Genomic DNA, 25,692 nt, shown 5'->3' on the forward strand with positions numbered 1-25,692 from the left:
CCCATGAGAACAGACCCCACCCTGGTCATGATCCCTTGCTTCGCAGGAGCTCCGTGGCAGCTCAACCAGTTGACCTGCTTGCAGGGTCGCCCGATGCGTACACTTCGTTTGCCGGATGACGTGTGCGAGCTGGAAACGTTGGCTGACTTCATCGCTGACCAGGTGAAGGACCTCGAGAGCTATGTGTTGGTTGGCGATTCGTATGGCGCGGTCTGCTCGATCGCGGTTGCGACGCGGCAGCCGAAGGGCCTGAAAGGCCTCGTGCTCTCTGGTGGTTTTGCCAGGAGCCCGATCGCTTCGCCCTTGCTCAAGACGCTGGCGGCGCTTGCACCGTTCTTCCCCGGACTCTTTTATCGACAGCTAACTCTTTCCTTCCACGCAGCGCAGTTGGCTTCGTCGTTTGACGCGGAGGGAGAGATACCCTGGTCAACCAGAAAGAGCCGCGACTTCTTCATCAGGGAGACGTCGCATAAGGCCTACGTCAATCGCATCCGCTCGATCGAGAAGACGGACTATACGGCCTTGCTGAAGAGGATCGACGTCCCCACGCTGATCCTGACTCCCGAGGAAGACAGGCTGATCGGCAAAGAAGCCGCGGGGGTCCTGCTGAACGGCATCAAGGGTTCGCAGGAAGTCGTCATGCCGCGCACCGGTCACATGTTCAGGTTTTCGCACCCAGGCGCCTATTCTCTCGAGATCAGAAAGTTTCTGGAGCGAGCGTCGCTATAAGGACTCGTGTTCGGAGAATTCGCGAAGTACACAAAAAACGTGCGCTTCAAGGGCCCCTGCCGGCGGCGCGCGACGAGCCGGAAAGCCACGACCGTCACTGGATGGACGGATCGAAAGTTCGATCCGCGGTCTTTCAGGCACGCGCTTTGCGCCCCGCAAGTTTCGCGCGCAAGCCGCGCCAATTGCGCCTAAGCTGAGGTGACGTCACGTTTTTTGCGCACGCGGCGCCTTGACGACCGGCAGCCTCGATGCCTCATCCGTCACGCCTCGAATCCCCACACGCAAGCCCATGAGCGAAACCACTCCACGCCTTTTCATCGTCTCGCCCCATTTCGACGACGCCGTCTTCAGTTGCGGCGCCTTGCTCGCCGCCCATCCCGATGCCGCTGTCTGCACCGTGTTCGCCGCGCCGCCCGAACACGACATGCACACGGAGTGGGACGAAAAAGCGGGCTTCGCGAACGCCCATGAAGCGGTCCGTGAACGCACGATCGAAGACAACCGCGCGCTCGAAGTGCTCGACGCGATCCCGCTGCGTATGCCGTTTCGCGACAGCCAGTACGCCGACTCGCCGTCGATCAGCCAGATGGCCGCGGCGCTGGAGGAAACGATTTACCGCACGACCGTGAACACGCTGCTGATGCCGCTTGGCCTGCATCACGACGATCACGCGCGGGTATTCGAAGCGTGCTGCGAGATCCTGCCGCGGCTCACGCATCTGGACTGGTTCGGTTACGAAGAAGCGATTCACCGGCTCACGCCGGGCGCGGTGCAGGCGCGACTCGCCGATCTCGCGCAGCGCGGCATCGTCGCGACGCCGGCAACGCCGAGCGCGGGCCACACGATCGACGTGCAGCGCCGCGCGCATCTGAAACGCGAAGCGGTCAACGCGTACGCGAGCCAGTTGCGGGCGTTCGGCGCCGGCAACTACGACGACGTGTTCGCGACCGAGCGCTACTGGCAGCTCAGCGTCGGCCGCAAACGCGCGAAGAAATAGCAAAAAGGAGCGAGCAGGAAGCGCGGCGAGCGCCTACGCTTGAAGACAGATAGCCGACGCGGCGGCACACATCGGCGGTATCAAGCCGCTTGCGCCGGACCCGCGCATTTCAACCGCAAGGGTGACGCAATGAGCGACGACATGCACACCAGCCCGATTCCCGACCCGAACGCCGATCCGAACCGCGACCCGGAAGCCGACCCGCTCGTGCCGCCGTCGCCGGGGCATCATGTCGAGGAGCCGCAGCGGCCTGACGGGCCGCCGGACAAGGATCCGGTGTAAGGGAGCCGCGAGCGGCGCGGTCGCGGCGCGCCGCTCGGCGCAGCGTCAGCGCATCAAGTCGCTGAAGCCCTGCAGCAGGCGGTCGATATCGGCCGCGTGAATGTTGCCCATCGTCGAGATGCGGAACAGCTCCGCCGACAGCCCGCCCTGTCCTGCATAGATCACGAAGCCGCGCGCCTTCAGCGCGTCGTGCAGTTGCGGATACGCGATACCGTTGGGCAAGCGGTACGCGCGCAACACCACCGACGACTGCCCGGCCGGCAACACACTGTCGATGCCGCGCGCCGCCAGCCCAGCGCGCACCTGCTCGGCAAGCGCCGCATAGCGCGCGTGACGCGCGCGCCAGCCGCCTTCGTCGGCGAGCTCACGCAGCGCCTCGACCAGCGCGTAATATGCGTGCACCGACGGCGTAAACGGCGTGTTGCGCTGATCCTGCAAACGCGCGAGCCGCGCGAGATCGAGGTAGTAGGTGCGGCTCGCCGCGCGTGCGAGCGCCGCGCGCCGCACCAGCACGAACGACGCGCCCGGCACGCCATGCAGGCACTTGTTGGCGGTCGCGGCGAGCGCGTCGAGGCTCGCGTCCGCGAAATCGATCGTTTCGGCGCCGAAGCTGCTGACACCGTCCACCAGCAGACGCAGGCCGCGCTCGCGACACAAGGCGCCGAGCGCCGCGATGTCGTTCAGACGGCCGGTGGTCGTTTCATGATGAATCACCGCGACGTGCGTGAACGACTTGTCGGCGTCGAGCCGTTCGGCGATCTTCGCCAGATCGGGCGCGTCCATCCAGTCGTGCTTCAGCGCTTCGTGCGCGATGCCGTATTGCGCGGCGATCTGCGCGATACGCTCGCCGTACACACCGTTTTCGACGACCAGCAGTTTGCCGTTGTGCGGCACCAGCGCGGCCGTCATGCTTTCGACCGCGGCCGTGCCGGAGCCGGTCATCAGTACTGCCTGCCATTCGTTCGGGTCGAGCTCGTACACGTCGACGAGACGCGTGCGCGCCTCTTCCTGGAGATCGAAAAACTCGCTCTCGCGATGGCACAGATCCGTCTGCAACAGGCTGTTGCGGACACGTTCGGTGAGCGTCACCGGGCCGGGGTTGAGCAGCAGCATGGGCGCTCCTGTTGGCGTTGGGTTCAGATCGCGCCGATGTGGCGCATCAGGCGCGTCTTCACATCGGGCGGCGTAATGGTCGGGCGCGGCAGGCCGTCGGGCGTGCCGCGGCGGATCGTCAGGCGCGCGAAGCGCGGCCCGTCGAGCGGCGGCGCCGAGAACAGCTCGTCGATGATCGCAGGATCGTCGCTCTCCACCGCCGACGCGTAACCGCACGCGGCCGCCACGCCCGCGAACGACACCTGCGACGATACCGTCGCCTGGCCGCCGGTCGAGTCGTGCGCGCCGTTATCGAGCAGCACGTGCGTGAGGTTCGACGGGCCGTACGCGCCGAGCGTCGCGAACACGCCCATGCGCATCAGTGCGGCGCCGTCGCCGTCGAGCGCGACCACGCGCAGATCGGGGCGCGCGAGCGCGAGGCCGAGCGCGAACGGCGTCACGCAGCCCATCGAGCCGACCATGTATAGCTGGTTCGCGCGATCGTCGATCGCATAGAGTTCGCGGCCGCAAAAGCCGGTCGACGCGAGCACCACCGTCGAGTCGAGCGGCGTATGCGCGATCACCTTTTGCAGCGCGTCGTGGCGCGTCGCGAGTTCGTTCGCGGCGCTGTCGCGGAACCGCGCGCGAGGCTCGACCGGCGTGCGCCGCCTGGGCGCGCCGCCGTCCCTCAGTTCGTACGGCGCAACGCTGCCCTTCTGCATCACGAGCGCGTACGGACGGCCGGTTGCATCCATGTGCGCGATCGCGCGATCGAGCGCCGGACCGATCGCGTCGGCCTCGGTCGGGAACGTCTCCCACGGAATTTCCATCGTGTCGAGCATCGCCGGCGTGATCGGGCCCATCAGCGCGTGCTGCGGCTCGTCGGCGACGCCGGGCTGGCCGCGCCACGTGACGATCAGCAGTTGCGGCAGGCGGAAGGTCCACGTCAGCGACGTCAGCGGGCTTACCGCGTTGCCGAGCCCGGAGTTCTGCATCATCGTGATGCCGCGCCGGCCGTTTTTCGCGCCGAGCGTAACGCCGGCGATCAGCGCGACCGCGTCGCCCTCGTTGGCAGCCGACACATAGCGCAGCGATTCGTCCTGCAGCACGTAGTTGATGAACGGCGTCAGATACGAGCACGGCACGCCCGCGTACCAGTCGAAACCGCGCTCGCGCGCCGCCTCGACGAACTGTGCTGCTTCGATCATTGCGCGCCTCCGTGTGCATCGTTCGTCGTCGCCCCGCCGCCGACGGCCGTCGCGAACGGCGCCTGCGCGTGCGCGAAGTCGCCCGCGAGGCGGAAATCGTCGAGATCGTTGACGCCGCGCCAGTGGCCGTGCACGTATTGCACCTCGATCGACTCGCCCGCTTCGATCAACGCGTTCAGCAGCGCGGGCATGTCGAGCGACGCGAAATCGTCGCGCGTGCGCAACTCGCGCATGACCGCCCGCAGGCGCTCGCGACCCGCGCCGCGCACGTTCAGCAGACCCACCCAGCGGCCATGCGGCACTGGGGCGACGCCCGCCGCCGACGACTGCTCCCGCCCGCTCGCGACATGCCGCAGCACGATCTTGTTGCCGAACAGACCGCGGTCGTCGGCGGCCGAGCACCACGCGAAATCGCGCACGCTCGCGTTCTCCGCATCGATCAGCGACGAATCGACGACCACGCTGAACGCGGCCTCGCTTTCCACCAGATCGCGCAGGATGTAGCTGCGAAACAGCAGGTCGCCGTACGAAATGACCGTGTCGCCGGTCAGGTGGTCGAGTGCGCACGCGAGCGAGGCAAGCTCGCCGGTCTGCGCGTGCTGCTCGTTGACCACGAGGCGGATGCCCGCGGTATCGATCGCGTCGGCGCGATAGCCGCCGACCACGGTGATGTCGTTGACGCCCTGCTTCTTGAACGCGTCGACAAGCCCGCGCAGCAGCGGTTTGCCGGCGATCGGCAGCATCACCTTCGGACGGTCCCCGGTCACCGCTTCAAGGCCTTTGCCGCGGCTCGCGGCGAGCACGACGGCCGAGCCGGCCGCGCGGCCGCTCGACAGATAGCGGTCTTCGGCTTCCGAATATTCGTCGGCGTTCTGCAAACGGAAGATTTCGTTGACGGCCGCGATGCTGTCCTCGACGTTGACGAGCGTCTCGCTCGAATGGATTTCCTTCGCGACGGCCTGCATCGCCGAGGTCGCCGCGCGGATCAGATGGTTCGCCCAGATCACGGTGCTGATGCCCGCTTCGCGGAACACCTCGGTCGGCGTGCTGTAGTACTTGGTCGGCACGATCACGAGCGGCGCGCGCCCGGCCCATTCGCGCGCGAATTCGAGAATCTCGTCGGGGCGCGACAGCTTGCTGTGAATCAGGATCGCATCGGCACCAGCTTGGGCGTACGCTTGCGCGCGGCGCAGCGCTTCGTCCATGCCCCAGCCCGCGATCAGCGCCTCGACGCGTGCGACGATCGAAAAATGCTCGTCGTTCTGCGAGTCCTTGCCCGCCTTGATCTTGCCGCAGAATTCGTCGATATCGGCAAGCGGCTGCGCCTCGCCGTTGATGAAGCTGTTGGTCTTCGGAAACTGCTTGTCCTCGATGCACACGCCGGCGATGCCGCGCTGTTCGAGCTTGCGCACGAGGCGGCGCACGTTGTTGAAGTTGCCGTAGCCGGTGTCGCCGTCGAGCAGGATCGGCAGATCGCTCGCGTCGGCCATGAATTCGAGCGTATCGACCACCTGCGTCCAGCTCGCCTCGTTGTTGTCGCGCACGCCGAACTGCGCGGAGATCGCGAGGCCCGAGCCCCAGATCGCCTTGAACCCAGCTTCGCGAACGATGCGCGCGGACAGGCCGTTATGCGCCTCCATCATGAATTCGAGTTCGCTGCTGACGAGCATCTGGCGCAGGCGCGCGCTGCGGGACTGGGAAACGAAAGCGGGATCGCGTGCATTCACTCTTCGGGACTCCTGGTGGCGGGCTTATTGGCGTTCTTCGATGCCAGGCTGGCAATCGGAAAAGGGCGACTATAGCGGAATTTTTTATGACGAGTCTTTGAAGGTCTCAGCGGTCTTTCGTGGTTGCGCTTAAGTGGAAAAATGTGTTGTTTTTTGCATGTGTGACCATTTAACGGGATTTTTTGGATTTGATTGGCGTTTTGTGGGATGTTGGTGCGAGCCTTCCTGGATTGGGTTCAGCAGGTTTTACGCAGGCCAGCGCAGGCATTTTTCATATCGATTTTCTCGCGCATTTTTCAATCGCTGAGATTTACCGATAATCGCCAGTTAATTCAGATTCGCGAATGATGCACAAAAGTCTTTTTCGAATTGTGCGCATGGAACGCCGCTTAAAACGCTCAATAAATTCGCCTATCAATCGGACGAATAGCGATGTCGAACAGCGGGTTTTCCCTGCCTCGATCAACGCCATTTCCCGCCGTAAACACAGCGAGCGGCATCCGACCGCAATTCAATGGACCCTACTGGCCAAAACGCCTATTCCCATCGCTATGACTCTGAACCGAAAACTGGCGTCCATGATCGCCGTTCTGTGGGTCGGCCTGATCCTGATCGGCGCGTTCGGCGCGTGGCAGAACCGCGCATCGATGATCTCGGACCGACGCGAGCAATTGCGCTCGTTGATCGAAGAGGCAAACCACGTCGTCGGCCACTACTACTCGCTCTCCCAGCAGCATGCGCTGTCCGAGGACGACGCGAAAAAGCAGGCGCTCGCGACGCTCGGCGCGATGCGCTACGGCAAGGACGGCTATTTGTCGATCAACGACTCGCAGCCGGTCATGCTGATGCATCCGATCAAGCCCGAACTGATCGGCAAGAACCTAGCGCAGTTCACCGATCCGGCCGGCAATCATCTGTTCGTCGATATCGTCAACTCGGGCAATCACGACGGCGGCGGCTTCGTCGATTATTTGTGGGCCAAGCCCGGCAGCGAGCAGCCCGTCGCGAAGACCAGCTACTCGATGCACTTCGCGCCGTGGGACTGGTACCTCGTGACCGGCATGTACATGGACGACGTGCAAAGCGCGTTCTACCGCAGCCTGCTGCGCTGGCTCGCGATCACGGTCACGCTCGGTGCGCTCTCAACGGCCGTGATGCTGATCGTGCTGCGCAGCATCCGCCGCTCGCTCGGCGGCGAACTCGAAGTGGCCGTCGAGCACGCACGGTTGATGGCGCAAGGCAACCTCGCGACGCCGGTGCCGATCGAGCCGCACGACAGCGGCAGCCTGCTGCATGCGCTGCGCACGATGCAGGCGGGACTCGTCGACACGGTCTCGCGCGTGCGCCAGGGCACCGAGAACATCAACGTCGGCGCGAACGAAATCGCAGCGGGCAACACCGACCTGTCGCAGCGCACCGAGGAGCAGGCGGCGGCGCTCGTGCAAACCGCGTCGAGCATGGATCAGATGACGGTGAACGTGAAGCAGAACGCGGACAGCGCGACCCAGGCTGCGCAACTCGCGAGCGACGCAGCGAACGTCGCGACGCGCGGCAGCCGCGTGGTCGACGACGTGGTGCGCACGATGGGCGAGATCACCGCGAGCTCGCGGCAGATCGGCGACATCATCGGCGTGATCGACGGCATCGCGTTCCAAACCAATATCCTCGCGCTGAATGCCGCCGTCGAGGCGGCTCGCGCCGGCGAACAGGGCCGTGGCTTCGCGGTGGTCGCGGCCGAAGTGCGCAGCCTCGCGCAGCGCTCGGCGACGGCCGCCAAGGAGATCAAGGCGCTGATCGAAACCTCGACCGATACCGTCGAGACCGGCTCGTCACTGGTCGCCAACGCGGGCGCGACGATGGGCGAGATCGTGCAGTCGGTGCGGCGGGTCAACGAGATCCTTGAAGAAATCAGCCACGCGTCGCGCGAGCAGAGCGCGGGCATCGAACAGGTCAATCGCGCGGTCGGCGAGATGGATCAGGTCACGCAGCAGAATGCGGCACTGGTCGAACAGGCCGCGGCCGCCGCGCATTCGCTGAAGGACCAGGTCGGCGTGTTGCGCGACGCGATTGCGAGTTTCGCGTTGCCGGCTTGAGCTTGCCCCGCCGCGCCCGCAACGGGCGCGAAAAAAGAAGGCGCCCCACAGGCAGGGAGCGCCTATTCAACACGCCGCGTCGGAGTCGACGCATCAATCGAACGAATCAGCCGCGCGGATTTTGCAAGTCCGCGCGGCTTTTCGTTATCAAGCTTCGGCTCGGCTCGCCTTTGCTCCAGCTCGAACACGCCTCCTTTCACACTCCTCGCATTTAAATTACGTTTTATTTACAATCGGCCCGGCGACAGTCCTTGCCGCCAGGCCTCATGGCTTTGGCGGCCTCGTTCAATCGAAAGTACGTGAGGTCCGCTGCCCGCCGCCATGAACCGCCAGAAAAAACCACCGTCGCCCGATCCCTATGCCTTAGCCGCGAAGAACCCGCTGCTCGATGCGCGACTACCCGCGTGGCGCTCGAAGTTCGTCGTGCTGCTCGTGTCCGGCGCGTTCGCGACGCTCGCGCTCCGCGCGTTCTGGGTGCAGGTCGTGAATCAGGACTTCTACGTCGACCAAGGGCAGAAGCGCTATCAGCGCCTGCTCGAACTCGACGCGACGCGCGGCCGGATCGTCGATCGCAATGGTTCGATGCTCGCGGTCAGTCTCGCGACCTACGAAATCTGGGCCACGCCGAAGCTCGTCGACGAAAGCGCGTTCGCGCCGCTGGCAAAGCTGCTCGATCTGCCGCTCGCGGAACTGCGTCGGCGTCTGAACGGCGAGCGCAGCTTCGTGCTGCTCAAGCGCCAGGTCGATGCCGACACTGCCGGGCATCTGTCGCGCCTCGGGCTCGCCGGGATCACGCAGATCGCCGACACCAAACGCTTTTATCCCGAGGGCGAGTCGGCCGCGCACGTGGTCGGCTTCACCGACATCGAGGACAACGGCCAGGAAGGCGTCGAACTCGCCGCCAATGCGCAGTTGCAAGGCGTGCCCGGCCACCGCGAGGTGATCCGCGACCGGCTCGGCCGCGTGATCTCGGAGACGCGGCCGCTCGTGCCCGCGCGCAACGGCGCCACGATCCAGCTGACGATCGACCGGCGCATCCAGCAACTCGCGTACACACAGCTCAAAGCGGCGATCGCGCAGCACCGCGCCGAAGCGGGCAGCGTGGTCGTGCTCGATGCGCGCAACGGCGAGATCCTCGCGCTCGCCAACTACCCGAGCTTCGATCCGAACGACCGCACGCACCTGTCCGGCCGGCAGTTGCGCAACCGCGCGGTGATCGACACGTTCGAACCGGGTTCGACGATCAAGCCGCTGGTCGTCGCACTGTCGATCGACGAAGGCAAGGTGCGGCCGCAGAGCATCATCGATACCGCGCCCGGCTGGTATCGGATCGGCCCGGCCGTGATTCACGACACGTCGAATCATGGCGCGATGACGGTCGCCGAGGCGGTGCAGAAGTCGAGCAATATCGCGCTGGCAAAGCTCGCGCTGAATCTGCCGGCCGAGACGATCTGGACCAAGTATCGGCAATACGGGCTCGGTCTGAAGCCCGAGCTGCCCTTCCCTGGCGTGGCCGCCGGCAAGCTGCGGCCATATAAGCGCTGGCGCCCGATCGAACAGGCCACGATGGCGTACGGCTACGGGCTGTCGGTATCGCTGCTGCAAATCGCGCAGGTCTACACCGCCTATGCGGGCGACGGCGCGCTGAGGCGCGTGAGCCTGCTGCGCGAGCCGCTCGACGCGGAGGGCCCCGCGTCGTTCGCCGACCGCGGCGAATCGGTCACGACGCCCGGCACCGCGCGCGCGATTCGCAACATGCTCGAAATGGCCACGGGCGACGGCGGCACCGGACGCGCCGCGACCGTGGCGGGTTATCGCGTCGGCGGCAAGACCGGCACCGCGCGCAAGCAGATCGGCGCGGGCTACGCGAAGAACCGCTACCGCGCGCTGTTCGTCGGCATGGCGCCGATGAGCGATCCGCGCCTGATCGTCGCCGTGATGATCGACGATCCGGCTGGCAAGGCGTTCTATGGCGGCACGGTCGCTGGACCGGTGTTCAGCGGCGTGATGGGCGGCGCGTTGCAGCTGCTCGGGGTGCCGCCGGATGCGGCAGGAGTGTGACGCGTAGTTAGTGTTAGTTGCGATCGATCAGCCCTGCTCATCGAGCGCATCGACCTGCGCCTCGATACGATTGCGGCCGTTGCGCTTGGCCTGATACATCGCGCGATCGGCCTCGTCCATCATCGCCTGACCGAGCGACATCGCCTCGGCCGGGCTGACGGCGACCACACGCCCGGCCACGCCGATCGACACGGTCAATGCAATGGGCTCGCCGTGCTCGTCGCGCACGTCGAGATTCTCGACCGCACGCCGCACGCGTTCCGCGACGGTCAACGCGTCGCTGCGATCGCCTTGCAGCAGCGCGGCGAACTCCTCGCCGCCATAGCGCGCGACGGTGTCGCCAAGCCGCACCTGCTGTCGCACGCAGGCGGCCACCGCCGCGAGCGCGCGGTCGCCGGTCTGATGGCCGTGGTTATCGTTGATGCGCTTGAAACCGTCGATATCGATGAAAAGACACGCGACCGGCACGCGATAACGGGCCGCGCGCATCAACTCCTCGCGCAGCCGTTCGTCGAAATAGCGGCGATTCGCGAGGCCGGTCAGCGAGTCGGTCATGCCGAGCTGCCTGAGCCGCTCGCGATGCGCGACGTTGTCGAGACTCGCGGTGACGATGCTCGCGAAGCGCTCGAGAATGTCGGTGGCCATGCCCGCGCCGAAGCGCGCGGGGTCGTCGCTGCCGAGGCATAGATAGCCGCTGACGCTCGTGCCCGCGGCGAGCGGCAGCAGGATCGCGCTGGCCGGCACGTGAGCTGGCGCGGCACCGAAGAACGCGCGGCGCGTGTCGTCGTCGAGTTCGCCAGGGCGGCCGAGCCACGGCCGATCGTCTTCGCACAAGGATTGCGCGACGAGACCGCCCTCGCGCGACGTCTTCAACTGCGCATGATCGAGCGCGCGCAGGTTGCCCGGCTCGAGCAGTTCGAGCAGCATTGGCGCGCGCTCGTCGAGCCACAGCACCACGCTCGCGAGCGAGAACTCCCGCGGCAGATGGCTGAACAACGTATTGAGAAACGATCCGAAATCCTGCGCGCCGATCAACCGCAACTCGACGTTCTGGAAGCGGCGCAACGTGCGCTCGTTGTGCTGCACGGTGTCGACGAGCGAGCGAAGGCGCTCGGAAAGCGGCGTTTGGGCGAGATTCGTCACGGTATCAGTAGGGCGGCCCTGAAGGCGAAGCGGGGTCGACGCCCCAACTCTACTGATAACGGCCGATCCGCCGGGGTCTTGAGGGCAGGCTCGCGACGTGTCGGCCGGCCTGCGGGCGTTCGTGCCCACTGTTGTCAGCTCTGGCTTGCATTCACTTGCATTCGCTTACACGCAGTGAGATCCGTTTGCGTAATGATTGCGGTTCTTAAGTTTCGCTTAATTGTTCCCTGCAAGTATGTGGCACATCCCCTGTTGAGCCGCCAGAACATCGGCGGCGCTTTTTCTTGAGGGGTGCCAGAAGCGCGACCGAAAACGGTTACGCGCACAAGAAGGAGGTAAATCATGGTTGAAGAGATGGTAGTCGAACACCTGCGTGCGATGCCCGGCCATCAATGGACTCGCCAGATTCATTCCTGCAAGGTCTCCGATCCGCTGCAACCGCCCTGGGGCCGTTCATACCGGCTCGTCGAATGGACGATGAAGCACGCGCCCGAACCGAGCCGTCGCGTCGTTCCCGCCGAAAGTACTCCGCTCGAAATCGCCCAGGCCGTGGTCTCTCACGTGCCGGGTCGGCGCTTCTGCCAGCAGGCTGATTAAGCGCTCCCGCTGACGTTCAATGACGCGCCGCGATCGCGTCGCAGTGGTCCAACGCGTCCTCCAGCCTGTCATTGCCCCAGAACATCTCCCCGCCGACAAAAAACGTCGGCGCACCGAAAATCCCCTTATTGATGGCCCGTTCGGTCTGCTCGCGCAAGCGGAGCTTGTTCGCGTCGCTTTGCGCGGCGTCGATCACGCTCTGCGCCGGTAAGCCAAGCGAGTCGAGCGCGTGACTGACGACATCGATTGAACCGATGTCGCGGTCGTCGACGAAATTCAACTGCATGATCTTGCGGCACCAGGCACCGATCCACGGCTCGTTCGCACCCAGCAGCGCAACACGCATCGCGAGAAGCGCCGCGCGCGGAAAACTGCTGGGGCGCGTGAGCGCAATGCCGTATTTGCGGCATTGACGCTCCATGTCTTTCCACACGTACGCGCCTTTTTCTTTCTGCAGTACGAAGGGCGAGTTGTCGAAACCGAGCTGGCGAAATACCGGACCGAGCAGAAACGGCCGCCAGACGATCGTCACGTTGCGCGCGGCCGCCAACGCTTCGATCCGCATCATGCTCAGATAGCTGTAGTTGCTGCCGAAGTCGAACCAGAACTCGATCGCGCGCGCCGTCGAAGTTGCGTCTTCATTCATCGCTGTCTCCTGAATCGCGCGTGCCATGGCATCGTGGCCTTGCAATGCTTAACCGTCGCGTCGTTGGGTGGCTGATCCTGCAGGCGTCGTCCTGAACTCGCGCTTCCGGACTCAGCGTGTTTGCACTGCCACGCGCAGGCCGAGCGAAATGAACAGCACACCGATGAGCTTGTTCCGCCAGCGCGTCAACCACGTCAAACGCTTCACGAGTTTGCCCAGCGGCCGCATCGTCAGGACGATCAGCGTCGTGTAAAGCGCGCTCATGGCAACGAAAATCAGCCCGAGTGTCGCGAACTGCAGAAACGTCGAGCCATGTTCGGGGCGCACGAATTGCGGCAGAAACGCAAGGAAAAACAGCGCGGTCTTCGGGTTCAGCACTTCGGCGGGAATCGCCTGCAAGAACGCCTTCGAACCCGACACCGGCGCGACGACCGGCAGGTGCGCACTCGCCTGCTTTTCGCGCAACGCGCGAATGCCCAGATAGACGAGATACGCGGCACCGACGAATTTCACCGCATTGAAGGCCAGCGCGGACGTCATCAGCAGCGCGGAGAGGCCAACCGCGGCGCCCAGCGTATGCACGAAATCACCCGCTGCGATACCGAGACCGGTCAGAATGCCGGCTTTACGTCCGCCGTGCATGGTGCGCGTCAAAACTAGCAGCACGGCCGGGCCTGGAATCAGAAAGAGCCCGAGCACGACGGCAACGAACGTCCCCAACGTGGATAGGTCAAGCATGTCGTCTCCTTGCGACGCGCGGGGTCGATATGACGGGCGCGCGTTCAGCGGACCATTGTAGACGAACCCGCGAAGCGGCCCTTGCGCCTCGCTGGCACCGACGATCCGTTACCATGACGGACATCGCGCCGCCTACCGCGTGCTTCATTTCATCCACCGACGTTTCCGCCTTGCCCACCTATACCCTGCCCGCGCCGCTGAGCGCGGAACTCGAGATTCGCAAGAGCCGCTTCATCGCGCATGCGATCCCGGTCGCCGATCGCGATGCCGCGATGGCCGAATTGCAGCGTCTGCGCGACGAACATCCTGCCGCGACGCATGTGTGCTGGGCGCTGCTCGCGGGCGGCCAGTCCGGCATGTCCGACGACGGCGAACCGTCCGGTACCGCCGGTCGGCCGATTCTCGAAGTACTGCGGCATCACGATCTGGATGGCGTGCTTGCGGCGGTCGTGCGCTATTACGGCGGTGTGAAGCTCGGCGCGGGCGGTCTGGTGCGCGCGTACACCGATGCGATCGCGTCCGCGCTGCTCGACGCGCCGCGCGTCGAGAGGATCGCCCAGGTGTTGCTGGGCGTCGAAGTGAGTTATGCCGACGAAGCCAAAGTCCGTCGATGGATGGACGCCGAAGGCTATGCGCTCGTGGACAGCGCCTACGGCATGCTGGTGAAGATGACGATGCGCGTGCCCGCCAACGCACTCGACGACGCCAAGGCAACGCTGATCGATATCACGCAAGGAAAGGCGGGCTTTTTCTGAACGGCTCAGGTCCGGGCCTGACGCGGGCAATTCCGAAAACATCTCGAAAGCGCTTCGGGCGTGGCCTCGACGTCCATCGCTAACGCGGCCCGTTATGATGGGCGGGCTGCCAGCCCCGATGCGAGGCTTGCTGCCCGGATCGGCAAGGAGCGCCCGGAGCCCGTTTGAAGGTTCGACGGTCCGGTTCGCTGCTACCATGCTGTTCTTCACCGGGATGACTCCACTGAAAAGGGCAACTCCTCTGACTTCGATCGCCGCTTTCTCCCGCATGGCTGCTGCGCGTTCGCCGTTGAGAGCCGTCGTGCTCAAGGGCTGCGGCGCCATACTGCTGCCCACGCTGCTGTCCGCGTGCTCTTGGTCATGGTTCGGCCTGAACAGCAGCGCCAGCGCAACGCACACGAGGACCCACGGCACCGGCTCGCTCAGCGTCGCCCCTGCACGCGACTTCGCGTATCTGCCCACGCGCGACGGTCATATCTCGCCGAACCGCATCGAAAATACCGGGATGACCGGGCTCGTGCTGAAGGACGACGTCAGCCTCGTGGTGCGCAATGGCGTAGCGAATAGTCTGCGAGTGGCCGGTTTTCGTATCGACGACAACAAACGCGTGCTCAGCGGCAGCATCGAAACCTTCACGGTGGACGATACGCGCTCGCCGGCGCTGTGGACGCTGAAGATGCACTACGTGGTTATCGATGCGGCGACCAAAAAAGTCATGTACACGACCACGCGCACCGTGAAGCAGAAGTCGCCGAAATTCACCAGCAACACGATCGCGATCGAAGACACGGTCAAGCTCAGCGTCGATACATTGATTGGCGATCCAGGCTTTATCAAGGCGGTGAACTGAGCACGCGGCCAGCCGAGGCGCGGCGCGGTTTCGCTACAATCCCGGTAACGCATCGCGCGCGGTGCATCGTGATCTCCCGTTCGGAATGCAAGCCGTCATGTCCCTTACCGCCTGGCTATTCTTTTTACCCGCCTGCTTCGCCATTAACCTCGCACCCGGGCCCAACAACCTGCTTTCGATCAACGTGGCCGCGCGTCATGGCTTCATGAAAGCGTTCGTCGGCGGCAGCGGCCGGCTGCTCGCCTTCGCGATGATGCTCGCACTCGCCGCGACCGGTCTCGCGGTCGTGCTGCATGCGTCCGAGTGGATCTTTCTGGCGATCAAACTCGCGGGCGCCGCTTATCTGATCTGGCTCGCGATCCAGTTGTGGCGCAGCGACGCACCCGCAATCGATACATCGCAACCCCAGGAGGCCGCGCTCTCGCGCATCGCCCGGCACGAGTTTTTCGTGGCGGCGGGCAATCCGAAGGCGATTCTGGTTTTTACCGCATTCCTGCCGCAATTCGTCGACGTCGCGCAGCCGATACTGCCGCAATTCGCCGCGCTCGGCGCGAGCTTTCTGGTACTCGAATGGGTGGCGATTGCATTGTATTCGTGGGCCGGCATGTATCTCGGCAAATGGCTGATGCGCGCGCAGATCCGCCGCTGGTTCAATCGCTGCTGCGGCGGATTTCTCGCGGCAATCGGCGTGAGTTTTCTGCTGGTTCGGCGCGGCTGAGGTATCTAGGGCCTGTTCACGCTAATAACGGGCTTGCGCTGGCCGCCAGAAGGTTTTTTTAAAACAGGGGAGCGTGAACAGGCCCTAGGCTCTCCGACAGTCGAAGCAGCATTCACGTCGCGGTCTTTTCATAACGAATAACTAATACATCGACGGAGAAACTTTAACTATCAGCATTCGTCGCGCCACCTTATGCTCGAACCGTGACCGGCCGCGAATGACTGCAATGCGGCATTGGGCGAACGGCTTTTTCATCGTCACGGAGCGACATCATGAAGATCTGCATCTTCGGAGCGGGAGCGATTGGCGGTTTGATGGGCGTGCAATTGGCACGCGCCGGCGCGGACGTCAGCTTCATTGCGCGCGGCCCGCATCTGGCCGCGATGCGTGAACACGGCGCGCGCCTCATCATGGATGGCGAAACGTTCAGCGCGCCGGTGCGCTGCACGTCCGATCCACGCGAACTCGGCGTCCAGGACTTCGTCATCGTGACGCTGAAGGCGCATTCGCTGCCTGGCGTGGTCGATTCCATGCAACCGCTACTCGGCAAGCACACGGCGATCGTTACCGGCGTCAACGGCATTCCATATTGGTACTTCTATCAGCACGGCGGGCGCTTTGCCGGCACTCGGCTGACGAGCGTCGACCCCGACGGTTCGCAATGGACCAGGCTCGGACCCGAGCGCGCGATTGGCTGCGTACTCTATCCGGCGGCGGAGATCGTCGAACCGGGGGTGATCAAACACGTGTACGGCAAGAAGTTTCCCATCGGCGAACCCAGTGGCGAGCGCACCCCGCGCATTCAGCAATTGCACGAGATCATGCAGGCGGCCGGCTTCGAAGCGCCGATTCGCGACAACATTCGTGACGAAATCTGGCTCAAGCTATGGGGTAATCTGTGCTTCAACCCGATTAGCGCATTGACGCATGCAACGCTCGATGTGCTCACGAGTGACCCGGGCACGCGCGCGGTCTCACGCACGATGATGCTCGAAGCGAAGCGAATCGCGGATCAGTTCGGCGTGCACTTTCGCGTCGATGTGGAAAGGCGTATTGATGGCGCGGGTGCGGTCGGTGCGCACAAGACATCAACGCTCGTCGATCTCGAGCACCGCAGGCCGATGGAAATCGATCCTTTATTGACCGTCGTGCAGGAAATGGGGCGACTCGTTGCCGAACCGACACCCACTATCGACGTCGTGCTCGCACTGATCAAATTGCGCGAGAAGATGGCTTTGCAGGGCAATTGACCGAGTACTCGTCAATTCCTTTTCGTCTTGCAACACGACCTGAAGGATCGGATGCCATGCATCCGATCCTTTTTCGCATTTGCCGCTATTGATCGATCGCCACCCACACCGCTTTCGGTTCCGTGAAGTTCTCGATCGCGACATCGCCATGCTCGCGACCGAAGCCCGAATCGCCAGCACCGCCCCACGGCAAACGCACGTCCGTATAACCGTAGGTGTTGATCCACACCGTGCCCGCCTTCAGGTCGCGCGCCACGCGATGCACGCGGCTCAAGTCAGCGCTCCACACGCCTGCCGCGAGACTGTACGACGTGCCATTGGCGATTCGGATCGCGTCCGCTTCGTCGTTGAAACGGATCACGCTCGCCACGGGCCCGAAGATTTCTTCCTGCGAAATGCGCATTTCGTGTTCGACATTCGCGAACACGGTTGGCTCGACGAAAAAGCCGCGATCGCCGACGCGCGCGCCACCCGTCACGAGCGATGCGCCTTCCGAGCGTCCCGTGTCGACATAGCTCAATACGGTCTTCATCTGCGCGGCCGAAATCAGCGGTCCCATCGACGTTTCGCGCAGCGACGGGTCGCCGACCTTGATCGACTTCGCGCGCGTGGCCAGACGCTCGACCACTTCGTCATACACGTCGCGATGCGCGAGTATCCGCGACCCGGCGGAGCACACTTGCCCCGTATTGAAGAACACGCCCGACGCCGCGGCTCGCACCGCATTGTCGAGATTCGCGTCGGCAAAAATCACGTTGGCCGACTTGCCGCCGAGTTCCAGCGTCACGCGTTTGAAGTTGCCCGCCGCGCCCTGCAGGATGCCTCGTCCGACCGAAGGCGAACCGGTGAACGTGACCTTGTCGATACCGGGATGCGAGACCATCGCGTCGCCCACCACGCTGCCTTTGCCGGTGACGATGTTGAGCACGCCCGGCGGCACGCCCGCTTCGAGCGCCAGCTCGCCGATGCGCAACGCGGTGAGCGGCGTGATCTCGGCGGGCTTGACGATCAGCGTGCAACCGCATGCGAGCGCGGGCGCGATCTTCCACATGCCGATCATCAGCGGAAAATTCCACGGCACGATTGCGGCGACCACGCCGACAGGTTCGCGCAGCGTATAGGTCAATGCATCGGGACGCGTCGGCACCACCTGGCCGTTGATCTTGTCGCACCAGCCTGCGTAGTATTCGACGGTATCGATCGCGGCGGGCACGTCCTGACGCATCACCGCGGCAATCGGCTTGCCGCCGTCGAGGCTTTCGAGCGCGGCGAGTTCTTCCATGTTCTCGCGCATCAGGCCCGCGAGACGTTGCAGGATGCGCCCGCGTTCGGCGGCCCGAATCGAATTCCATACTTTCAATGCGCCGCGCGCGGCGCGCACCGCGGCATCGACGTCGGCGGCGCTGCCTTGCGCCACCAGTGCGATCGGCTCTTCGGTCGCGGGGTTGATGTCGACGGAATATTCCCCGCTGCCCGGCGGCATGCGCTTGCCGTCGATCAGCAGATCATGGTGCCTGAGATCGGTCTGGATTTCCATCATGAAGCTCCTTGAGTAGGACGTTATGTGGTTGACTGACGGCGCATCGATCGAATGCCGCGCGTCGCGCAAGCTTTTTGGTCGACCCCTGTCTAAGGTTCCGGCAACAGGCTTTGCCGCACAGACCGCCAGTTGAAGCTTTGCGTCGCGGCTGCGGCAGGCGCTTCGTTCGCGATCGGCGAATGATCAGTCGTCGACGCGACAAACTGCGCCCACGCAGCAGCCGCATTGGGACGAAGCGAGCGATTTCTGCGGTGCACGAGTACCGTCGTCAATGCCGTTTCGGGGACCAGCGGACGACTCACCAACGAAGCGCCCGGCGAAGGCCAATGCGCATCGACAGGCAATACGCCGACACCCAGTCCCAATTCGACCATGCGCGCTACCGTCGCAACGTGTCCGAGTTCCTGCAACGGCCGGCGCTTCGATCCGTTCGCGGCGAGTACCGGGGCGAGCGCGGCACGCACGCCAGTATCGGCATTCAGCGTTATCAGCGGACATTCGCGCAACGCGTGCCATCCGATGCTGTCTTGCCGCGCTAGCGGATGCGCGGATGGAAGCACCGCATGCAGTGGCGTAGTGAAAAGTACCTGCGCGTGCAGTAGAGGACTATCGACAGGTGCAGTCACACAGACCGCGCCGAAATCCACCTCGCCCTGCTCGACACCGGCCAGTACGCTGCTTTGAGGCTGATCCTTGACCGATACGACCAGTTCGGGAAAAACCGACGCGCACTGCGCCAAAGCCTGCGGCACCCAGCCCGATGACAACACCGGATTACTCGCGAATAAGACGACGCCCGTGTGTCCGTCATAAGCAGCGCGCTCTTCGAGCAGCGTCAACTCGATTTCGTCGAGCAGCCGGCCAATTCTTCTCTCGAGACTCGCACCCGCATTCGTCAGTTCGACCTGGCGTGTCGTGCGATCGAACAGCTTCAATTCGACCGCGTCTTCCAGTTCACGCACGCAACGGCTCACGGCCGACTGCGTCAGATCGAACTCGCGCGTCGCGCGCGTGAAACTGCGCTCGCGCGCGACCGCGACGAATACCTTGAGCTGCTGCAGCGAAACATTCATGGCATCGGTTCCGGGCGCGCGACGCTCACGTTATTCGCCAGACTGTTCGGGCCAGTGACTCATTCGCGACGCATTGCCATTGCCATGACCCGCGACGGCCAGCGCGCCCTGAGGTGGTTCGTTGTGCGATTCGATCCAACGCGTGCGCATCGGCTCGAGGATGAACTTCGCGGAAATGCCGGCTGCGATCGTGATGACGGCGGCAAAGACGAAGACAAGGCTCCAGCCGCCCGTCGCCGCGAGTACGGACGCGATCGGCACCAGCAACGAGGCCGTGCCCTTCGCGGTGTACAACGTGCCGGCATTGGCGGCCGCGTACTTGCTGCCGAACGTATCGGCGCAAGTCGCCGGGAAGATCGAGAAGATCTCGCCCCAGAACAGGAAGATCAGCGCGGCAAAGACCATGAACGCATACGGATTGCTGCCGAACTGCATCATGCCGAGCAACGCGAGCCCCTCGCCGATGAAGATCACGAACATCGTGTTTTCACGGCCGATCTTGTCGGAGATGAAGCCGGACAGCGGACGCGTCAAGCCGTTGAAGATATTGTCGATCGACAGCGTGAGGGTCAGCAGCGGCAACGTCGCGCCGAAGACCGTCATCGGAATGCGCGCTATGCCCCAGTCTTTCGCGATCGGGCCGATCTGCGCGGTCGCCATCAAGCCGCCCGCCGCGACCGCGACGAACGACGCGTAGATCACCCAGAACACTGGCGTTCTGATCATCTGGCGCGAGGTGAAATCGACCTTCGACACCGCGAAGCGGCTCTTGCGTACCCCTGGCTGACGCAAGATCGGCCGCGTCAGGAGCATCGCGAGCAGCAGAATGCTGACGCCTTGCACGATGCCGAAGAACAGGAACGTCTCTTCATAGCCGCGGCGCGTAATCATGTTCGCAATCGGAATCACCGTCAGCGCCGCGCCTGCGCCAAAGCCCGCTGCCGTCAAACCCGCAGCGAGACCGCGCCGGTCGGGAAACCATTTGAGCGCATTGCCGACGCATGTTCCATACACACCGCCCGCGCCTATCCCGCCAATCACCGCCGCGAAATACAACATGCCGAGCGTGGTCGCATGCGAATTGAGAATCCACGACAAACCCGCGCATACCGCGCCGGCTGCCACCACCGGGCGCGGCCCGAATCGATCGACGAGCCAGCCCTCGAACGGCACGAGCCACGTCTCGGTCAGAATGAAGATCGAGAACGCGAGCTGGATCGACGCCTCGCTCCAGTGATGCCGCGCATGCATAGGGGCCACGAATAACGTCCACGCATATTGCAGATTCGCCACCAGCGCCATGCATACCATGCCGATGACGAGTTGCCACCATCGGTTGCGCCAGGACATACGGGTCGTCGATTGCTGGGTGATATCGTTCATGAGCCTTGTCTCCACTATTTATTTAGTGCAGCCGGCTTACGCGCCGCGCTGGATGTGTCCCGCCTTATCGTTATGGCCCGAGAACTCCGCTATTCGGGAAAAATCTCAATTGACGCTTTTGTGTTTCCGCAGATCCCCCGAACTCGTCTTCTATAATTCTTGCTTTATTCCGACCAGAACCACGTTTCAGCCGGTAAGCATTACAGCTTATTCTCGCCATTGAGTCCCCCACACCACATATCTATGCGTTAACCCGCGTATTACAGCGGCTATTCGGCTTGTTATAGGTTTCATGCTAGGGTCATTGCTGAATTACTCATAATTAAAGTTTGTTATTATGTTGATTCACGTTTCCTTATACATCGACCATGACGATGCGCAATGCAACTCTGCGGCAACTGAAGGTCTTTGAAACGGTAGCGCGCCACCTGAGTTTTTCGCGCGCCGCGGAGGAATTGCATCTGACTCAGCCGGCCGTTTCCACCCAGGTCCGGCAACTCGAGGAACATGCGGGGCTGCCTCTGTTCGAGCAACTCGGCAAGAAGATCTATCTGACGCCGGCCGGCACGGAAATGCTCCACTACAGCCGCGCGATCATGCAGCAGTTCCATGAAGTCGACGAAGCGATGAGCCAGTTGAAGGGCGTCTCCGGCGGCAAACTGAATGTTGCGGTGATTAGCGCGGGCGACTATTTCTTTCCGCGCCTTCTCGCCGAATTCACGCGTCGCTATTCGGGTGTGGATCTCAATCTCGCGGTACACAACCGCGAAGAACTGCTTCATCAACTGGCGACCAATCAGACCGACCTCGCGGTCATGGTGCGTCCGCCACACGAAACCGACGCGACCAATGAACCGTTCGCGCCGCACCCGTACGTGATCGTCGCGGCGCCCACTCATCCGCTTGCGCACAAGCGCAATATCCGCTTCAGTCAACTCGCGAACGAAGCGTTCATCGTGCGCGAACGCGGCTCGGACACGTGGAATTCGATGGAAGAAGGTTTTGCCGGCCGGCTGTCCAATCTGAAGATTGCGATGGAGATCAAGAGCACCGAGACGATCAAGCAGGCGGTCATCGCCGGCATGGGCATCGCGTTTCTGTCCGCCCATACGATCAGCCTCGAATTGCAACTGGGTCATCTGGTCGTGCTCGACGTCGAAACCTTTCCGGTCATGCTCAATTGGTATGTCGTGCATCGGAAGAACAAGCGTCTGCCACCGGTTGCCGTCGCCTTCAAACGCTTCCTGATGGAGGAAGGCGCCAATCTGATCGAAAAGATCACCCGCGTGAAGGAACTGAGCGTGCATAAGCCGTAGGCTATGGAAAGCCAATAAAACTTTAACTATTGCAAATCGATCGCGACTTCTATGCTGCAAGCGAGTTCTTTCACTTGCGCGCCGAGGAGGCCGATCATGAACCACGCTCCGGTTGAATCCCGTATCAGTACACGCAACGCTCGCACAGCGGCGGCGGATCACGAAGACCAACCCGACGATGCGCATCTGAGCGCCTACAATGCCGCGTTCAGCGATCTTGGGCTGCGGTTTCGCTGGGACCGTGCGACGCTCGACATGCTGAAAGAGTTCAATGGCGAGCTGGCGCGAATCACCGCTTATATCGAGCGCTATCACAGCCACCTGCATCGGGCGTACGATGCCGATTTTCTCGCGCAACTGATTCTGCATAGGAAGACGCAGTACTACAGCGAATTCGCCGCGGCCGTGGGCGACTAGAAGCATCGAAAAAGACTCGGGCGGCGGGATCATCGTCCCGCCGTCTTCGCTATTGGCAATCAGCTCTCCTGGCGGCGCATGCATCATTGATCAGCGACGTGTAGTGAAATGAACCGGCCGCTCGTGCACGCATTGGCGTGCACAGTCGCGCTGGCGGCCGTTGCCGCGTCTGCCATCACGCCCATCCCGACTATCTGCACAGGCGCTCACGCGCATCATCGCCGGCGTGACATCGCGAAGCGCCCACGTCTGCTCTTCCCCGCCATGCCACTCGATGTTCGCGAGCAGGCCCGGCTTGCCGATCGCCAGGCCATCGCTGCGCGCGGCGAAGGCATACATGCGCGCTGCGCAACTGACGCGATTCGCCGCGTGAGCGGGATCGGCCGAGTACTCGCGGCTCAGCATCAGATGCACGCCCATTGCCAACGCCAGCGCGCCCGTCGCGAGCAATGCCGCGAGTCCGAATGGCTGTGCCTGTTCAGTGACGAAGCCGTAACCGAGCCATCCGCATAAAAACAGCGCAAACAGATTGACGACGTGATGTCCCGGCCGCGCGACCGCCTCGAGTTGCAATGCGCCGCGCAGCTTGCAGAACGCAATCGCCGAGATCGCAAAGAGCAGCGCGCCGATCAACACGGCGGCAAACAGTTCGATGCGTTCGCTGTTCTCGCGCGCCGCTGCCAACAGGTAGCGCGTAAAGCCTGTCGACGCGACCGCCAAACCGATCCCGCCGCCAAGCAATGCAAGCATCCGGGGCCTGCGTGTCAGATCGCGTTCGCGCACGCATGAATGCCGCTGCGCCGAACGTCGGCCGAACTGTCGTCGCGAGAGCGCGGCCAACGCCACCATCAGCACCGCAACCAACGCAGCGATGACAGTCACGGCGAGCAGCAACAACAGGTCCATCCACACGGCACTTCCACAGGCTTGCGGCATGCGTGATTCTCCGTGATGCGATGAAAAGGCAAGAGCCGCGAGGTCCGGCCCTCGTCAACCGACGTTCGCGGTATCGCCCGATCGCCGTGGCTCGTCGCGCTGCGCCGCGCTCAAGGTATTGGTCAGCGTGCCTATCCCATCGATCGTGATCGAGACCGTTGCGCCGTCCTTGATCGACCCCACGCCCACCGAGGTGCCGCACGCAATCACGTCGCCGGGTTCGAGCGTCACATCCTGCGATATCAGACTCACCTGCTCGGCCGGCGAAAAGACCATATCGGCGAGCGGATAGTTCTGACGCTCGGCGCCGTCGAGCGTGGTCAGGAGGCGCGCCGCCCGCCAGTCGAAACCGGAGACGATGGCCGGACCCAGGCAACAGAAGGTATCGAAGCTCTTCGCGCGACACCACTGCGGAAAATGCGGATTCTCGTTAAGCAGATCGGCGGCGGTGACGTCGTTGACGAGCGTGTAGCCGAAGATCGCCGCCTCCGCCTGCTGCGCATCCACGTCGCGGCAACGCTGGCCGATCACGATGCCGAGTTCGCCTTCGTAGACGATCTTGCCCGCGTAGTGACGCGGCCGGCGGATCGGCTCGCCCGCGCCGATCACCGACGCCGCCGGCTTCAGCAGAAACAGCGGATGCGTGGGCACGGGTTTGTCGAGCTTCGCCGCGAGCGCGTGATAGTTATTCCACAGCGCGACGATCTTGCCGGGCGAGCACGGCGCCAACGGCGTCAATGCGCGCAGCGACAGTACTGCGCCGGTCGGCACCGGCTGCGCGAGACTTTCGTACTCGTGCAGATAGGCGCCTTCGACACGGCCGAACACGATGCCGCTGTCGCCCGACATGAACCGCATCCACGTCTGCATGCCTCGCTCCTAGATTGCGCCCGCCGTGCGCAGCGCCGTGATCTGCTCGGCCGAATAACCGAGCTCGGCCATCACTTCATCGGTATGTTCGCCAAGCAGCGGCGAGCGTTCGACGTCGGTCGGGCTGTCGGACAGCTTGATGGGATTGCCCACTGTCAGATACTTGCCGCGCTTCGGATGATCGACTTCGACGATCGTGCCGGTTTTGCGCAGCGACGGCTCCTCGGCAATTTCCTTCATCGACAGGATCGGGCCGCACGGAATGTCGTATTCGTTCAGAATCTGCATCGCCTCGAACTTGGTCTTCGTCATCGTCCAGCGTTCGATTTCGGCGAAGATCTCCTTCAAGCGCGGCAGGCGCGCGGGCGCCGTCGCGTAGTCGGGGTCCGTGGCCCACTCCTCCTTGCCGATCACGTTGCAGATCTTCGCCCACACGGGCGCCTGCGTGATGAAGTAGATATAGGCGTTGGGGTCGGTCTCCCACCCTTTGCATTTCAGAATCCAGCCCGGCTGGCCGCCGCCCGACGCATTGCCCGCGCGCGGCACCGCTTCGCCGAACGTGCCGTTCGGATATTGCGGATACTCCTTCATCACGCCGGTACGGTCGAGCCGCTGCTGGTCTCGCAGTTTGACGCGGCACAGATTGAGCACGCCGTCCTGCATGGCCGCGAGCACGCGCTGGCCGCGTCCGGTATGCGTGCGTTGATAGAGCGCAGTGACGATGCCGAGCGCGAGATGCAGCCCCGTGCCGCTGTCGCCGATCTGCGCGCCGGTCACGACCGGCGGCCCGTCGTCGAAGCCGGTGGTCGACGCAGCGCCGCCCGCGCATTGCGCGACGTTTTCATAGACTTTGCAGTCCTCGTAAGGACCGGGACCGAAGCCCTTCACCGAGGCGACGATCATGCGCGGATTCAATTCCTGAATCCGCTCCCACGTAAAGCCCATCCGGTCGAGCGCGCCCGGTGCGAAGTTTTCGACCAGTACGTCGCATTTCTGGATCAGCGCTTCGAGCACCTGCTTGCCTTCCGGATGCTTGGTGTCGATCGTGACCGAGCGCTTGTTGTGATTGAGCATCGTGAAGTACAGGCTATCCACGTCGGGAATATCGCGCAGCTGCTCGCGCGTGATGTCGCCCGCGCCTGCCCGTTCCACCTTGATCACGTCCGCGCCGAACCATGCGAGCAATTGCGTGCAGGTCGGCCCCGATTGCACATGCGTGAAATCGAGGATGCGCACACCGTCGAGTGCCTTGGCCATGTCGTATCTCCTGA

General features: G+C 63.4%; 24 protein-coding genes. 12 read left to right on the forward strand and 12 right to left on the reverse strand.

Going from position 1 to position 25,692, the window contains the following annotated elements; translation table 11 throughout:
* Positions 1-3 precede the first annotated feature (3 nt).
* From HDG32_RS28860 to HDG32_RS28870, 3 genes are all read left to right on the forward strand, one after another.
* Positions 4-729, forward strand: coding sequence for an alpha/beta fold hydrolase (locus HDG32_RS28860; RefSeq protein WP_184072529.1), 726 nt, complete (start codon positions 4-6; stop codon positions 727-729).
* Positions 730-1,018: 289 nt separating this feature from the next.
* On the forward strand, positions 1,019-1,726 hold the full coding sequence (locus HDG32_RS28865; RefSeq protein WP_184072531.1) for a PIG-L deacetylase family protein: 708 nt from the start codon (positions 1,019-1,021) through the stop codon (positions 1,724-1,726).
* Positions 1,727-1,855: 129 nt separating this feature from the next.
* A complete protein-coding gene (locus HDG32_RS28870) occupies positions 1,856-2,008 on the forward strand; it encodes a hypothetical protein (RefSeq protein WP_184072533.1) in 153 nt (50 codons plus the stop codon).
* A 45-nt stretch (positions 2,009-2,053) separates the two neighbouring features.
* Here HDG32_RS28870 and HDG32_RS28875 read toward each other — a convergent pair whose 3' ends face one another.
* Genes HDG32_RS28875 through aepX form a run of 3 tightly spaced genes read right to left on the reverse strand, consistent with a single transcriptional unit; the run spans position 2,054 to position 6,035 of the window.
* On the reverse strand, positions 2,054-3,121 hold the full coding sequence (locus HDG32_RS28875; protein WP_184072535.1) for a 2-aminoethylphosphonate aminotransferase: 1,068 nt from the start codon (positions 3,119-3,121) through the stop codon (positions 2,054-2,056).
* Positions 3,122-3,144: 23 nt separating this feature from the next.
* Positions 3,145-4,308 (reverse strand): phosphonopyruvate decarboxylase, encoded by a 1,164-nt coding sequence (gene aepY, locus HDG32_RS28880; RefSeq protein ID WP_184072538.1) that lies wholly within the window; start codon positions 4,306-4,308, stop codon positions 3,145-3,147.
* Positions 4,305-6,035 (reverse strand): phosphoenolpyruvate mutase, encoded by a 1,731-nt coding sequence (aepX, locus tag HDG32_RS28885; protein ID WP_184072540.1) that lies wholly within the window; start codon positions 6,033-6,035, stop codon positions 4,305-4,307. Before aepX ends, aepY begins: the two co-directional genes overlap by 4 nt.
* A 551-nt stretch (positions 6,036-6,586) precedes the next feature.
* Between aepX and HDG32_RS28890 the strand changes: the two genes are divergently transcribed.
* Positions 6,587-8,128, forward strand: a complete 1,542-nt coding sequence (locus tag HDG32_RS28890) for a methyl-accepting chemotaxis protein (RefSeq protein WP_184072542.1) — start codon at positions 6,587-6,589, stop codon at positions 8,126-8,128.
* A 321-nt stretch (positions 8,129-8,449) separates the two neighbouring features.
* The gene (locus tag HDG32_RS28895; protein WP_184072544.1) at positions 8,450-10,189 is read left to right on the forward strand and encodes a penicillin-binding protein 2; all 1,740 of its coding nucleotides are present in this window, start codon (positions 8,450-8,452) and stop codon (positions 10,187-10,189) included.
* A 27-nt stretch (positions 10,190-10,216) separates the two neighbouring features.
* Here HDG32_RS28895 and HDG32_RS28900 read toward each other — a convergent pair whose 3' ends face one another.
* A complete protein-coding gene (locus tag HDG32_RS28900) occupies positions 10,217-11,332 on the reverse strand; it encodes a diguanylate cyclase (protein ID WP_184072546.1) in 1,116 nt (371 codons plus the stop codon).
* Positions 11,333-11,674: 342 nt separating this feature from the next.
* On the opposite strand from HDG32_RS28900, the gene HDG32_RS28905 reads away from it, so the two are divergent.
* Positions 11,675-11,929, forward strand: coding sequence for a DUF2866 domain-containing protein (locus tag HDG32_RS28905; protein ID WP_184072548.1), 255 nt, complete (start codon positions 11,675-11,677; stop codon positions 11,927-11,929).
* 16 nt (positions 11,930-11,945) lie between these two features.
* Here HDG32_RS28905 and HDG32_RS28910 read toward each other — a convergent pair whose 3' ends face one another.
* Together HDG32_RS28910 and HDG32_RS28915 are read right to left on the reverse strand one after the other, a co-directional pair.
* Entirely contained in the window at positions 11,946-12,575 is a 630-nt protein-coding gene (locus HDG32_RS28910; protein WP_184037244.1) for a 2-hydroxychromene-2-carboxylate isomerase, read from the reverse strand.
* 111 nt (positions 12,576-12,686) lie between these two features.
* On the reverse strand, positions 12,687-13,313 hold the full coding sequence (locus tag HDG32_RS28915; protein ID WP_184072550.1) for a LysE family translocator: 627 nt from the start codon (positions 13,311-13,313) through the stop codon (positions 12,687-12,689).
* Positions 13,314-13,426: 113 nt separating this feature from the next.
* Between HDG32_RS28915 and HDG32_RS28920 the strand changes: the two genes are divergently transcribed.
* The 4 genes from HDG32_RS28920 (at position 13,427) to HDG32_RS28935 (ending at position 16,886) form a co-directional block, all read left to right on the forward strand.
* The gene (locus HDG32_RS28920; RefSeq protein ID WP_184072552.1) at positions 13,427-14,068 is read left to right on the forward strand and encodes a YigZ family protein; all 642 of its coding nucleotides are present in this window, start codon (positions 13,427-13,429) and stop codon (positions 14,066-14,068) included.
* A 268-nt stretch (positions 14,069-14,336) separates the two neighbouring features.
* On the forward strand, positions 14,337-14,918 hold the full coding sequence (locus HDG32_RS28925; protein ID WP_184072593.1) for a hypothetical protein: 582 nt from the start codon (positions 14,337-14,339) through the stop codon (positions 14,916-14,918).
* Between the two features lie 97 nt (positions 14,919-15,015).
* On the forward strand, positions 15,016-15,636 hold the full coding sequence (locus tag HDG32_RS28930; RefSeq protein WP_026226576.1) for a LysE family translocator: 621 nt from the start codon (positions 15,016-15,018) through the stop codon (positions 15,634-15,636).
* A gap of 272 nt (positions 15,637-15,908) precedes the next feature.
* The gene (locus HDG32_RS28935; RefSeq protein ID WP_184037253.1) at positions 15,909-16,886 is read left to right on the forward strand and encodes a 2-dehydropantoate 2-reductase; all 978 of its coding nucleotides are present in this window, start codon (positions 15,909-15,911) and stop codon (positions 16,884-16,886) included.
* An 85-nt stretch (positions 16,887-16,971) separates the two neighbouring features.
* On the opposite strand, the gene HDG32_RS28940 is transcribed toward HDG32_RS28935, so the two are convergent.
* The 3 genes from HDG32_RS28940 to oxlT form a co-directional block, all read right to left on the reverse strand.
* Complete coding sequence (locus HDG32_RS28940) at positions 16,972-18,423, reverse strand: aldehyde dehydrogenase family protein (RefSeq protein WP_184072595.1); 1,452 nt, start codon at positions 18,421-18,423, stop codon at positions 16,972-16,974.
* Positions 18,424-18,515: 92 nt separating this feature from the next.
* Entirely contained in the window at positions 18,516-19,499 is a 984-nt protein-coding gene (locus tag HDG32_RS28945) for a LysR family transcriptional regulator (RefSeq protein WP_184072554.1), read from the reverse strand.
* 30 nt (positions 19,500-19,529) lie between these two features.
* Positions 19,530-20,882 carry an oxalate/formate MFS antiporter gene (gene oxlT / locus HDG32_RS28950; protein WP_184072556.1) on the reverse strand — a complete coding sequence of 451 codons (1,353 nt, stop codon included), beginning with the start codon at positions 20,880-20,882 and terminating at the stop codon, positions 19,530-19,532.
* Between the two features lie 368 nt (positions 20,883-21,250).
* Here oxlT and HDG32_RS28955 point away from each other — a divergent pair, with 368 nt between their 5' ends.
* Positions 21,251-22,198 carry a LysR family transcriptional regulator gene (locus HDG32_RS28955; protein ID WP_018424728.1) on the forward strand — a complete coding sequence of 316 codons (948 nt, stop codon included), beginning with the start codon at positions 21,251-21,253 and terminating at the stop codon, positions 22,196-22,198.
* Between the two features lie 96 nt (positions 22,199-22,294).
* Positions 22,295-22,615, forward strand: coding sequence for a hypothetical protein (locus tag HDG32_RS28960; RefSeq protein ID WP_184072558.1), 321 nt, complete (start codon positions 22,295-22,297; stop codon positions 22,613-22,615).
* Positions 22,616-22,705: 90 nt separating this feature from the next.
* Here the strand turns inward: HDG32_RS28960 and HDG32_RS28965 are convergent, their stop codons facing one another.
* Genes HDG32_RS28965 through frc form a run of 3 tightly spaced genes read right to left on the reverse strand, consistent with a single transcriptional unit; the run spans position 22,706 to position 25,678 of the window.
* On the reverse strand, positions 22,706-23,551 hold the full coding sequence (locus HDG32_RS28965; RefSeq protein WP_260336635.1) for an NAD(P)(+) transhydrogenase (Re/Si-specific) subunit beta: 846 nt from the start codon (positions 23,549-23,551) through the stop codon (positions 22,706-22,708).
* A gap of 54 nt (positions 23,552-23,605) precedes the next feature.
* Complete coding sequence (locus HDG32_RS28970) at positions 23,606-24,421, reverse strand: fumarylacetoacetate hydrolase family protein (RefSeq protein ID WP_184072560.1); 816 nt, start codon at positions 24,419-24,421, stop codon at positions 23,606-23,608.
* Between the two features lie 9 nt (positions 24,422-24,430).
* On the reverse strand, positions 24,431-25,678 hold the full coding sequence (gene frc, locus HDG32_RS28975) for a formyl-CoA transferase (protein ID WP_184072562.1): 1,248 nt from the start codon (positions 25,676-25,678) through the stop codon (positions 24,431-24,433).
* Positions 25,679-25,692: the final 14 nt, after the last annotated feature.

Origin of the sequence: Paraburkholderia sp. CI2 (assembly GCF_014201055.1) — a bacterium.
GTDB lineage: Bacteria > Pseudomonadota > Gammaproteobacteria > Burkholderiales > Burkholderiaceae > Paraburkholderia > Paraburkholderia tuberum.